We start from the raw sequence: 12108 nt of genomic DNA, 5'->3' as shown, positions 1-12108 counted from the left end.
TGGGAGGATCGTCGCCGTGCAGTCGTGGGTACGTGTGGGGCGCTGGCCCGTGTTCGTCGTCATCGCCCTGGCCGGGGTCTTCGTCTGCTTCTGGCACATCGGTCAGCAGACGATCAACGTCGACGAGATCCTCTACGCGCAGGCCGGTTGGCAGTACGTCCACGGCATCGTCACGCTGAACCTCGAGCACCCGCCGACCGCGAAGTACCTCTACGGCCTCGCCCAGTTGGTCGTCGGCGAGGGCATCCTCGGTCCCCGGCTGGTCGCCGGCGCGGCGGTCTTCGGGACCGGCGCCGTCCTCTTCGCCTGGCTGCGCGGTCCGCTCGGCCACTGGGGTGCGCTGCTCGCCGCGGGCCTCTGGTGGCTGACGCCCCGCGGCGCCGGACTCGACCCGTTCGACCCCGGATCGGGCACCCCGGTGCGCATCGACCGCATCGCGCTCCTCGAGCCGGTCATGGTGTTCTTCGTCGTGGTGGCGCTCGCCGCCGCATGGGTGTGGATCACCTCGAGCAGCCGGTGGCGCTGGGCGTGGGCAGCGCTCGCCGGGGTGGCACTCGGACTCGCGGTCACCTCGAAGGTCACCGCAGCGCCGTACGTGATCGCGATCGTCGTGCTGCCGGTCCTGTTCCGGCGCTGGTGGGAACTCCTGATCGGCGGCGTGATCGCGGCGGCGGCCTTCGCCGTGACCTTCGTGGCCTGCTACCACCCGATCGGGATGGTGCACGCGATCCGGTACATGCTCGAGTTCCAGTCCGAGCACGACGCGAAGGGGCACCTGGCCGAGATCGCCGGGCACACCTACCGCTTCGCTCCCTGGTGGGCCGAGTTCTGGTACATGGCACGTGGGGTGACGCCGCTCCTCGCCGTGGTGCTCGCGGTCGGGATCCTCGCAGCCCTGGTGGTCCGCCCCGGACGGCTCGTCCTCTACCTGGTCGCCGCTGCCGTTCCCCTGATGGTGTTCCTCGGGACGTCGAAGGTGGCGCTCGCGCACTACTACGACGCCTGGATGCCGATCGTCATCGCGCTGGCCGCCGTCGGGTACACCCGTCTCGCACAGAGCGTGCGGGTCGGTCGTCGTGCTCGGCGGACGACCCCACCGGTCGCGAGCGCAGTGATCACCGCCGTGGTCGTGCTCTGCGTCGGGGCAGCCGTCGTTCCCGCGGTGCAGCAGACCGTCGCCGTCGCCAGGGTCCGCCCGTCCGGTGTCGGGCTCCTCGACCAGGCACTCCGGGCACACGGGATGGACGGCGGCCGGATCCTCTTCACCGCCTACGGGGCACCCGGCTGGCGGCCGTACTTCGCCGACCGGGGTGTCGACGCGCCGGTCAACGGGCGGTACGGGGCGGTCGTGCAGGGGGTCGACGGACGGTTCCCGGTACCGCCACAGGTGTCCGGCTTCCTCGAGGCGGAGCGGTCACGGCTGACCTCCTTCCGCGTCGACGAGCTGCGGGTGTGGGTGCCCACCGACGGCTCCGAGATCGTGGTCGACGGTGAGTCGTTGACGCTCGGGCGCTGACCGTCACCTGCTGACCGTCATCTGCCGACCGTCACCCGCTGCCCGTCTGCCGCGCGTCAGTCCGTCCGCAGCGTCCCCGCGCCGCCGGCGGCCACGTCCGAGGCCGTCCCGTCGCGCACCACCTCGGGCACCTCGTCGCTCGTCGGCCGCAGCGAGGCGTCGCCCGGGTAGCTCAGCGTGAGCACGGCTTCCTCGATGTACTGGCTGTCCTCGAGCGACTTCTCGACGTCGCGCAACCGCACCGCCACGTGCTCCTCGTTCTCGTTGCCCGTCAGGTCGACGGCCGCGACGAGGTACACCCGCGACGGTCCGACGAACTCCAGGTGCAGGTAGGTGACACGTTCGATCTGCGAGCGGCCGAGCAGCTCGACGAGCACGGCGTTCTCGAGCTCGGGCGACGTGCTCTCGCCGAGCAGGAAACGGCGGTTGCGGTCGATGAGGATGATCGCCACGACCCCGAGCAGCACGCCGATCGCGATGGAACCGATCGCGTCGAAGACCGCCAGGCCGGTGACCTGGTGCAGGAACACCCCGAGGAACGCGACGACGAGGCCGATGAGCGCAGCGGCGTCCTCGGCGAAGACGGCCCGCAGCGTCGGGTTCGAGGACTGCAGCACGTGGCGCAGCACCGGCACCTTGCGCTTCGTCGCCGCTCCGTGGGCCTGGCGGTAGGCCTGCAGGAAGCTCGTGCCCTCGAGGCAGAACGACAGCGCGAGCACGATGTAGTTGAGCAGGACGTCCTCGGCCGGACCCGTCTCGCCGAGCTCGGAGATGCCGTGGTAGATCGACACGATCGCGCCGGCGGTGAACAGCCCGAACGCGGCGAACATCGACCAGATGTAGGTCTCGCGGCCGTACCCGAGCGGGTGTGCGGTGTCGCGCTTCCGCGCGCCCCGTCGTTCGGCGACGAGCAGGAAGACCTCGTTGCCGGTGTCTGCCCACGAGTGCGCCGCCTCGGCCACCATCGAGGCGGACCCGGAGATGAGCGACGCGATGGTCTTCGCGATCGCGACGAGCAGGTTCGCGCCGAAGGCGATGATGACGGTGAGGGAGGACTCCGGGCGTTCGCCGGAGGCAGAGTCGTCGGGCATCCCTCCAGCATGCTCCCGTCCGCTAAACTCGTGTCACACGAGCGTCGATCCGGCCATCACCGGGGAGCTCCCGGAAGAACGCGGTCCGCGCGAGCGGCTCGTCAGTAGAACCGGGCGGACCGGGCCGCACCGAACCCGAACACGAGCGGTCGTGACGTGCGGACAGCACGGCGTGGCAAGCGAGGTGGTACCGCGGAGCCTGCTCCGTCCTCGTGGAGATCGAGCGAACCCACAAGGAGTCCCGGTGCCGTACCCGTTGAACGCCGATGCCGATGGCGTCGTCCCCTCGCCGTCCTTCCCCGCCGTCGAGCGGGGGATCCTCGCCTTCTGGAAGGGCGACGACACGTTCCAGGCGTCCATCGACCAGCGCCAGGGCTGCGACGAGTGGACCTTCTACGACGGCCCGCCGTTCGCGAACGGCCTGCCGCACTACGGTCACCTGCTGACCGGGTACGCGAAGGACGTCTTCCCGCGCTACCAGACCATGCGCGGCAAGCAGGTGCACCGCCGCTTCGGCTGGGACACCCACGGGCTGCCCGCCGAGCTCGAGGCGATGCGCCAGCTCGGCATCACCGAGAAGCACGAGATCGACGAGATGGGCGTCGACGTGTTCAACGCCGCCGCCAAGAAGTCCGTGCTGCAGTACACCGACGAGTGGCAGCAGTACGTCACCCGCCAGGCGCGCTGGGTCGACTTCGAGGACGACTACAAGACGCTCGACACCACGTTCATGGAGAGCGTGCTGTGGGCGTGGAAGCAGCTCTGGGACAAGGGCTTGGCGTACGAGGGCTTCCGGGTCCTGCCGTACTGCTGGAACGACCAGACGCCGCTGTCGAACCACGAGCTGCGCATGGACGACGACGTCTACAAGATGCGTCAGGACCAGTCCGTCACGGTGTCGTTCCCGCTGCAGGGTGCGCGCGCCGAGTCGCTCGGGCTGGCCGGCGTGCGTGCGCTCGCCTGGACGACGACCCCCTGGACCCTGCCCACGAACGCCGCCCTGGCGGTCGGGCCTGCGGTCTCGTACGTGGTGCTCCCTGCGGGGCCGGGAGGCGCGGCTGACGGTGCCGACGCCGGTTCCGTCTCCTACCTGCTGGCTTCGGACACCGTGGCCGCCTACGCGAAGGACCTCGGCTACGAGACGGCCGGCGACGCCGCTGCCGCGGTCGTCCGCACCCTGGCGGGCGCGGAGCTCGACGGCGTCGAGTACGAGCGCCTGTTCGACCACCTCGCCGACACCGAGGGCATGGAGCACGCCTGGCGCATCCTGGTCGCCGACTACGTCGAGACCGGCGAGGGCACCGGCATCGTGCACCAGGCCCCGGCCTACGGCGCCGACGACCAGGTGGTCTGCGCCGCTGCCGGCATCCCCGTGGTGCTCTCGCTCGACGAGGGCGGGGTCTTCACCTCGCAGTTCGGCGAGGTCGCCGGCATGCTCTGGTCCGACGCGAACAAGCCGCTGACCAAGGCCGTCCGCGACGCCGGCCGACTGCTCCGCCAGGCGTCCTACGAGCACAGCTACCCGCACTGCTGGCGCTGCCGGAAGCCCCTCATCTACAAGGCCGTCTCGAGCTGGTTCGTCCGCGTGACCGAGTTCCGCGACCGCATGGGCGAGCTCAACCAGGACATCAACTGGGTGCCCGACAACGTCAAGGACGGCCAGTTCGGCAAGTGGGTCGGGAACGCCATCGACTGGTCGGTGTCCCGGAACCGGTACTTCGGGACGCCGATCCCGGTGTGGCAGTCCGACGACCCGTCGTACCCGCGTCAGGACGTCTACGGCTCGCTCGAGGAGATCGAGCGCGACTTCGGGCGGCTGCCCCGGAACGCCGACGGCGAGGTCGACCTGCACCGTCCGTTCATCGACGACCTGACCCGCCCGAACCCCGACGACCCCACCGGGAACTCGACCATGCGCCGGATCACCGACGTGTTCGACGTCTGGTTCGACTCCGGGTCGATGCCGTACGCCCAGGTGCACTACCCGTTCGAGAACCGGGAGTGGTTCGAGTCGCACAACCCGGCCGACTTCATCGTCGAGTACATCGGGCAGACCCGCGGCTGGTTCTACGTCATGCACGTGCTGTCCACCGCGCTGTTCGACCGACCGGCCTTCGAGAACGTCATCAGCCACGGCATCGTGCTCGGCTCGGACGGTCAGAAGATGTCGAAGTCGCTGCGGAACTACCCGGACGTCTCCGAGGTGTTCGACCGCGACGGCGCCGACGCCATGCGCTGGTTCCTGATGTCCTCGTCGGTGATCCGCGGTGGCAACCTCGTCGTCACCGAAGAGGGCATCCGCCAGGGCGTCCGCGAGTTCATGCTCCCGCTGTGGTCGACGTACTACTTCTTCACCCTGTACGCGAACGCCTCCGGGCCGGACGGCTACCAGGCGTCCCGCCGGACGGACAGCACCGACGTCCTCGACCGGTACCTGCTCGCGAAGACCCGGGTGCTCGTGTCCGACGTGCAGCAGCACCTCGACGCGCTCGACACCCCGCTCGCGGCCCAGGCCGTCCGCGACTTCGCCGACGTACTGACGAACTGGTACGTCCGCCGGTCGCGCGACAAGTTCTGGACCGGGGCCGACGGCGCGGCAGGGGACGACGCCCGTGCGGCGTTCGACACGCTGTACACGGTGCTCGAGACCCTGACCCGCGTGGCGGCCCCGCTCGCCCCGCTCGTCACCGAGGAGATCTGGAAGGGCCTGACCGGTGGCCGGAGTGTGCACCTGACGGACTTCCCCGACGCGGCCGAGTTCCCCGCCGACGACGCCCTCGTCGCGGCCATGGACCGCGTGCGCGACGTCGCCTCGAAGGGCCTCGCGCTCCGCAAGGCGACCGGCAAGCGCGTCCGGCTGCCGCTCGCCACGCTCACCCTCGTGGTGCCGGACCCGGCGGCGGTCGAACCGTTCGCCGACATCCTGCGCGACGAGCTGAACGTCAAGCGGGTCGTGCTCGAGGCGCAGGCCGAGGAATCACTGGCGCAGTACGGCATCGAGCGGAAGCTCACCGTCAACGCCCGCGTCGCCGGTCCGCGCATCGGCAAGGCCGTGCAGCAGGTGATCCCGGCCGCCAAGAAGGGCGACTGGACCGCGACCGAGTCCGGCGTGACCGTCGGCGGTGTCGACCTGGTCGAGGGCGAGTACACGCTCGACCTCACCGTCGCAGACCCGTCGGTCGCCGTGGCGTTCCTCGACGAGGGCGGCTTCGTGGTGCTCGACACCGTGACCACGCCCGAGCTCGAGGCCGAGGGACTCGCCCGCGACGTCGTCCGTGCCGTCCAGCAGGCCCGACGCGACGCCGACCTGGACGTCAGCGACCGCATCGTCCTGACCCTCGGGGTCGACGAGGCCGCCGACGCGTCGGTGCGCACCCACCAGCAGCTCATCGCGGGGGAGACCCTGGCGACGAGCGTCGAGATCGTGCCCCTCGGGGCAGGCGCCACCACCGATGTCGGTGACGGCGCGAAGGTGACCGTGGAGGTGTCACGCGCATGAGCGACGACGACCAGTACGACGAGCACGACCAGCACGACGAGGACGGCATCCGGATCCCGGTGGGGCCGTCCGGTGACGCTCCGGTCGAGGCCGTGCCGTACGGCGGTGACGACGACGATGTCAAGCGCGTCGAGGCCGCCCTGTACGCCCGGATCGGCGAGCAGTCGCCCGAGCACCGCCTGACCGCGACCCGTCGCGCCGTCGAGCTGCTCGGGGACCCGCACCTGGCGTACCCGGTGATCCACATCACCGGCACGAACGGCAAGACGTCCACCGCGCGCACGACCGAGAGCATCGTCCGTGCCCACGGGCTGCGCACCGGCCTGATGACGAGCCCGCACCTGGTGTCGATCCGGGAGCGCATCGTCATCGACGGGCAGCCGATCGAGCCGAGCCGGCTCGTCGAGAACTGGGACGACATCGCCCCGGTCCTCGAACTGACCGACCAGGAGCTCACCGCCAAGGGCGAGCTCCCGCTCACCTTCTTCGAGGCACTGACCGTCCTGGCCCTGGCGTGCTTCGCCGAGGCACCGGTCGACGTCGCCGTGATCGAGGTCGGCATGGGCGGCGAGTGGGACTCCACCAACGTCGTGCAGAGCCAGGTCGCGGTGTTCACGCCGATCGCCATCGACCACGCGAAGCAGCTCGGCAGCACCGTGGCGGAGATCGCGCGGACCAAATCCGGGATCATCAAGCCGTCGTCAGCCGTGGTGTCGAGCGAGCAGGTCCCGGAGGCACTCGTCGAGCTCGAGCGCGCCGCCGAGCTCACCGAGTCGACCCTCGCGGTCGAGGGCACCGGGTTTTCGCTCGTCGACGTCACGCCGGCGGTGGGCGGTCAGCTCATCACCGTGCAGGGCATCGCCGGCCGCTACGACGACCTGTTCCTGCCGCTGTTCGGCCGGCACCAGGCGCACAACGCGGCCGTCGCGATCGCCGCGGTCGAGTCGTTCCTCGGTCGGGGCACCCAGGCGCTCGACGAGGACGTCCTGTCCGAGGGCCTCGCCGGTGCCACCAGCCCCGGCCGCCTCCAGCCGATCGCCACCGACCCGACCGTCGTGGTCGACGCGGCGCACAACCCGCACGGCGCCGCGGCCCTGGCCGAGGCCCTGCCCGTGGCGTTCCCGTCCGAGCACGTCGTCGGCGTCGTCGGGATCCTCGGCGACAAGGACGCCCGTGGGTTCGTGCGCGCGCTGAAGGGCACCGTCGAGACCTTCGTCGTCACGCAGCCACCGGGGGAGCGTGCCCTCGACGCGGACGCCTTCGCGAAGGTCGTCGTGGACGAGGTCGGCGCGGACCGCGTCGTCGTCGAGCCGTCACTCGCCGCCGCCCTCCAGCAGGCACGCGACCTGGCGGACGAGGCGGACGCCGAGGACGCCCTCGTGCTCGTCGCGGGCTCCATCGTGATGGTGGGTGCGGTCATGGACCTGGTCCACCGGGAAGGCGAGACGAAGTGACGAACGCACCACGTGCCTCCCGGCCGGGGCGTGCACCGCGCACCCGCAAGCCGCGACGCGACCGCGGGGCGCAGGAGAGCCTGCTGTCGATCGCGCTCGTGCTCGAGGCGATCATGTTCTTCTTCCCGATGCTCGTCGTGTTCGGCAAGGGGACCCTGCCGCCGGCCCTGGCGTTCGGCGGCGGCATCGGCGCGATGATCGTGCTGGCGCTGGCCGCACGTCTGACCGGCAACCCCGCCGGTGTAGGGTTCGGGTGGCTGCTGCAGGCGGCCATCCTCGCCACCGGGTTCATCGAACCGTTCATGTTCGCGGTCGCCGTGGTGTTCCTGGCGCTGTGGGTCTTCTGCTTCGTCAAGGGCGGTCAACTCGACCGTCAGAACGCCGCGCGCCGGGCCGCCATGGGCGAGGACTGACCACCCCTCCGATCCCGCGAACACACTAGGAGTACTGCGTGTCCGACCTCGAAGAGACCCTCGTCCTCGTCAAGCCCGACGGCGTCGCCCGCCAGCTCACCGGTGAGATCCTCCGCCGCATCGAGTCGAAGGGCTACGAGATCGTCGACCTGAAGATGCTCACCGCGCCGCGCGACCTGTTGGACGCGCACTACGAGGAGCACCAGGGTAAGCCGTTCTTCGAGCCGCTCGTCGAGTTCATGCAGTCCGGTCCGGTCGTCGCCGTCCGCGTCGCCGGCAACGGCGTCATCGCCGGCTTCCGGTCGCTCGCCGGCACCACCGACCCGACCTCGGCCGCACCCGGCACCATCCGTGGCGACCTCGGTCGCGACTGGGGCCTCAAGGTGCAGCAGAACCTGGTGCACGGATCTGACAGCACCGAGTCGTCGGCGCGCGAGCTCGCGCTCTGGTTCGCCTGACGCTGAAACGGCAAGAAGGCCTCGCAGATGATCTGCGAGGCCTTCTTATTTTCACCGCCGGCTAGACGATCTTCCACTTCACGCTCAGCGCAGAGCCACCTCGAGAGCAGAGAGCCGAGATCTGGTATGTACGCCCGAAGGACTCGTTCCACCGGTACGAGCGAACAGTGTTATAGGTCACGCAGTTCAGGGTGTACTGAACTGTGCCTTTGCCGTTACACGTGTGCAGAAAGTTGCCACCCTGAATGATCGAAGTAGGTCCGCAGTTCAAGCCCGCGGCTCGTGCTGGTTCGGTTCCGACCGGACTGAGCATCTGCGCTCCGACCAGTATGGTGGCCACGAGCGTCACGCTCAGAGCGGCTTGCAGTGACCTCCTGCGGCGATCCAGGGAAAGAGTCTTCTTGGTCTCACGCATCACCATCAACCAAGCCGGTAGCTGGCCGATACGAGCGGATTCCCACCAGGACACGTCACATTGAAGATCAAACACTTCGCCGACGCGAAGTAGCGGGTGTACTGCTGGTTGTTCCCCGGAAGCAGACACTTCACTGTGTACGTGACCTGAGTTTTCGCGTCGCAAGTGTGGACGAGACGTGCTGTCGACACTCCAGTGCGCTCCACGCCCAATGCGCCGCATTGGTTTTTCGCGGATGCCGGACTGGCGAACGCCAGACTGCCTACCAGCATGGCCCCCAAAACTGCAGCCGCGGCGATGGACTTCTTCATATTGCACCCCTATCTACGCTGATGTGTTACCGGCAAGCTAGTGGAACATCGAATCTTGTGTCAAGCCAGCAAGAAACGGCGGGCCGTCCGAAAACGACCCGCCGCAGTGAGGGGTGCGTTACTTGCTCCCACCGTTCTGCTCGACGAAGGCTGCGAAGGCGTTCGCATCGCTCCAGGCACTCGTTGCATCACCGTTGTACTGCTTTCCGTTGACGATGACGGTCGGCGTGCCGGTGAGCTTCGGGAGATCGGAGTTTGCGAGGGGCTCGGTCAGCACGCGGTCGGTCGCATCGCCGACCCAGCCTTGGAAGTTCTGATTCGTGATGCAGCTGGCGACGTCCTTGCTCGTGACGCCCGCCTGTTTCACGACCGACGCCAGCTCAGCGTTCGTGAGTCCGCGAGTGCCTTCCTGTGGCTGGTTGGCGTAGAGCGCTGTGTTGACGTCAAGGAACTTGTCCGGGGCGTAGTTCGCGACGCAAGCGGCCGCGGCGGCGGATCGCGTCGAGTACTTGGAACCGAGAGAGGATCGATCCAGGAGGTTGAACGGGTGAACCTCAAGCGTCGCAGAGCCGTCCTTGACCCACTTCTTGATCTGCTCCATGTTGCCGGTCTCGAACTGGTTGCAGATCGGGCAGAGGTAGTCCTCGTACACCGTGATGTTGGCGACACTGTTGTCTTGCTTGGTGGCTGTGGGCTTCCCGCCCTCCGCAATGGCCTTCGTCCGTTCGGCGACGATCTTCCCGTTTTGCCCCTTCAGCAGGATCCCGTCGCTGGCCATGTTCTTCGGGCCCGGTCCTGCCGGCTGGATCGAGCTCGAGATGATGAGCACGACCGCTGTCACTATCGCCAAGCTCCCGACGACGATCGCGCTGACCAGGGCGATCCGGTTGCGGCGTCGGCGCGCCTGCTCTTTCTGGCGAGCCTCTCGGGCCCGTTCCCGCGCGGCGTTACGGCGCGCCTTCTTCGTCTCGTTGTCGCTCACGGGCATCGAGCGTAATCGAGGCTGAAGTGTTCGTGGCGGCCGTTCGGTGCTCCGTGCTGTATTGGCGGTGTCATCTCAGGTTGATCGTCTGAACAGATCAGCCGTCGTGTCGAACTCGCCGCGTGAGCACGGACCTGCTTCCAGAGGCGAAGCGAGGGGCGTGCTCGTCGCGTTGGCGCGTATCACGCAGCGCCACCGTTCTGCTGGACGAAGGACGCGAAGGCGTCGGTGTCGGTCAGGGAGCCGGTGAACTGCTTGCCGTTCACGATGATCGTCGGGGTGCTCGTCACCTTGTCGAGCGACGAGTTCGGGATCGGGTCGTTCATCACCCGGTTCGTGGCGTCGGCGACCCACCCGGCGAAGTGCTGCCCGGTGATGCACGAGGCGACCTTGCTGTTCGTCGCGCCGGCGTCCTTCGCCAGGGACGCCAACTCGTCGTTCGTCAGCCCCTTGGTGCTCTCGGACGGCTGGTTCTCGTAGAGCGACGTGTTGTACGCCAGGAACGCGTCGGGGTCGTAGTTCGCCACACAGGCGGCCGCGGCGGCGGAGCGGGTGGAGTACTTCGACCCGAGGGACACCCGGTCGAGCAGGTTGAACGGGTGCAGTTCGAGCGTTGCGGAGCCGGCCTTCACCCACTGCTCGATCTGGTCCATCTGCGCCGTCTCGAACTGGTTGCAGTACGGGCACATGTAGTCCGAGTACACGGTGATGTTCGCCACCGAGTCGTCCTGCTTCGTCGCGGTCGGGGTCCCACCGTCGGGCGTGGCCTTCGTCTCGACGGGTACGATCTCGCCGCTCTGGCCGGTGAACAAGATGCCGTCACTCGCCATGTTGCGCGGCCCGGGCCCCGCGGGTTGCACCGAGTTCGCGATCACCAGGACGACCACGGCGACGACCGCCAGGCTGCCGACGATGATGCCGCTGATGCCGAGCGTCCTGTTGCGGCGACGTCGCGCCTGTTCCTTCGCCCGGGCTTCGCGAGCGCGCTCTCGGGCGGCGTCGCGACGGACCTTCTTGCTCTCGTTCTCGCTCATCGGAATCGAGCGTAGGTGCTGCCCGTACGGCGATCGGGCGTCCTGCCTGGGAAGCCCCCAGGAATTCGGTGACGTGTCATCGATGTGTCATCGGTGCCGCATCGGGAATGCCCAGCAGCGGATCAGAAGACCGTCAGGATGGTCGGGAACTTGATGATGATCGTCACGATGATGAACAGGTAGTTCGCCAGCGGGAACGCCCAGCAGAAGGGGAGCAGCACCTGGCCGAATCGCTGGGTCTTCGCACCGAAGCGGCCCTGCGCGGCGTTCCAGATCGTGAACACCCAGAACATCGGGATCGTCATCGACCACACGAGCATGCACCACGGGCAGAGCGCGCCGATGAACCAGACGGTCTGGGTGAAGAGCCACGTCACGAAGACCCACGCCAGGAACACGCCGGTGTTGAACGCGATCCAGAACCACCGCGAACCGTTGCGGAAGCCCGCGAGCATCATCACCGCGACGGCGATCGGTGCGACGAAGCCCATCACGCCCAGCAGCGGGTTCGGGAACCCGAACAGGTGGCCCTGCCAGCTCGCCATCACGTCAGAGCAGCTGATGAACGGGTTCACGTCGCACGAGAGCACCGTGTCGGGGTCGGCGTACTTCTTGAACTCGTCGAGCACCAGGGAGAAGGACCCGTACAGGCCGACGAACCCGGTGATCAAGAGGAAGACGGCCATCGCGATCGGACGACGGGGGGCAGGCGCTGACGTGCTCACGCCGTCATCATCGCATGCGGCTTCCGGTCCTTTCCGGGAGCGGCGTGCGATACTGGCCGGAGGTCGTGCGGGCAACCGCAGACCGAAGAGAGCTTTCCGGGCAGTGCCCCACGGGGCAGTGTCCGGACGATCAGGTGCGGTGAGAGCGCACCGTGGTCGGGACAGCGTCACTCCGACGCCGAGCCGACCCGGGCCGGGTGCCCGGACCGG

At 68.3% G+C, this 12108-nt stretch carries 10 protein-coding genes; 5 read left to right on the top strand and 5 right to left on the bottom strand.

Annotation, left to right across the window (positions count from 1 at the left end):
- The first annotated feature begins 16 nt into the window (after nucleotides 1–16).
- Complete coding sequence (locus tag ABH929_RS12525) at nucleotides 17–1516, top strand: ArnT family glycosyltransferase (RefSeq protein WP_404561470.1); 1500 nt, start codon at nucleotides 17–19, stop codon at nucleotides 1514–1516.
- Nucleotides 1517–1572: 56 nt separating this feature from the next.
- On the opposite strand, the gene ABH929_RS12520 is transcribed toward ABH929_RS12525, so the two are convergent.
- On the bottom strand, nucleotides 1573–2607 hold the full coding sequence (locus tag ABH929_RS12520) for a cation diffusion facilitator family transporter (RefSeq protein ID WP_404561469.1): 1035 nt from the start codon (nucleotides 2605–2607) through the stop codon (nucleotides 1573–1575).
- A 244-nt stretch (nucleotides 2608–2851) separates the two neighbouring features.
- Here ABH929_RS12520 and ileS point away from each other — a divergent pair, with 244 nt between their 5' ends.
- From ileS to ndk, 4 genes are read left to right on the top strand one after another with little or no spacing between them, the layout of a single operon-like run.
- On the top strand, nucleotides 2852–6106 hold the full coding sequence (ileS, locus tag ABH929_RS12515; protein ID WP_404561468.1) for an isoleucine--tRNA ligase: 3255 nt from the start codon (nucleotides 2852–2854) through the stop codon (nucleotides 6104–6106).
- Nucleotides 6103–7560 carry a bifunctional folylpolyglutamate synthase/dihydrofolate synthase gene (locus ABH929_RS12510; protein ID WP_404561467.1) on the top strand — a complete coding sequence of 486 codons (1458 nt, stop codon included), beginning with the start codon at nucleotides 6103–6105 and terminating at the stop codon, nucleotides 7558–7560. Before ileS ends, ABH929_RS12510 begins: the two co-directional genes overlap by 4 nt.
- Entirely contained in the window at nucleotides 7557–7973 is a 417-nt protein-coding gene (locus tag ABH929_RS12505; RefSeq protein WP_214546476.1) for a DUF4233 domain-containing protein, read from the top strand. The genes ABH929_RS12510 and ABH929_RS12505 overlap by 4 nt, the downstream gene beginning before the upstream one ends.
- 38 nt (nucleotides 7974–8011) lie before the next feature.
- Nucleotides 8012–8431 (top strand): nucleoside-diphosphate kinase, encoded by a 420-nt coding sequence (gene ndk / locus ABH929_RS12500; RefSeq protein WP_111084529.1) that lies wholly within the window; start codon nucleotides 8012–8014, stop codon nucleotides 8429–8431.
- Between the two features lie 420 nt (nucleotides 8432–8851).
- Here the strand turns inward: ndk and ABH929_RS12495 are convergent, their stop codons facing one another.
- The 4 genes from ABH929_RS12495 to ABH929_RS12480 form a co-directional block, all read right to left on the bottom strand.
- Nucleotides 8852–9157, bottom strand: a complete 306-nt coding sequence (locus ABH929_RS12495) for a hypothetical protein (RefSeq protein WP_404561466.1) — start codon at nucleotides 9155–9157, stop codon at nucleotides 8852–8854.
- Between the two features lie 118 nt (nucleotides 9158–9275).
- On the bottom strand, nucleotides 9276–10139 hold the full coding sequence (locus tag ABH929_RS12490; RefSeq protein WP_205464228.1) for a thioredoxin domain-containing protein: 864 nt from the start codon (nucleotides 10137–10139) through the stop codon (nucleotides 9276–9278).
- A gap of 182 nt (nucleotides 10140–10321) precedes the next feature.
- Entirely contained in the window at nucleotides 10322–11173 is an 852-nt protein-coding gene (locus tag ABH929_RS12485) for a DsbA family protein (RefSeq protein ID WP_404561465.1), read from the bottom strand.
- A gap of 122 nt (nucleotides 11174–11295) precedes the next feature.
- Nucleotides 11296–11898 carry a vitamin K epoxide reductase family protein gene (locus tag ABH929_RS12480; protein WP_404561464.1) on the bottom strand — a complete coding sequence of 201 codons (603 nt, stop codon included), beginning with the start codon at nucleotides 11896–11898 and terminating at the stop codon, nucleotides 11296–11298.
- Between the last annotated feature and the right edge of the window lie 210 nt (nucleotides 11899–12108).

Source organism: Curtobacterium sp. AB7, from assembly GCF_044909335.1.
In the GTDB taxonomy this organism is placed as follows: domain Bacteria; phylum Actinomycetota; class Actinomycetes; order Actinomycetales; family Microbacteriaceae; genus Curtobacterium.
Note: the sequence above shows the minus strand (reverse complement) of the source record. Positions and strands in the feature narration are given on the sequence as shown.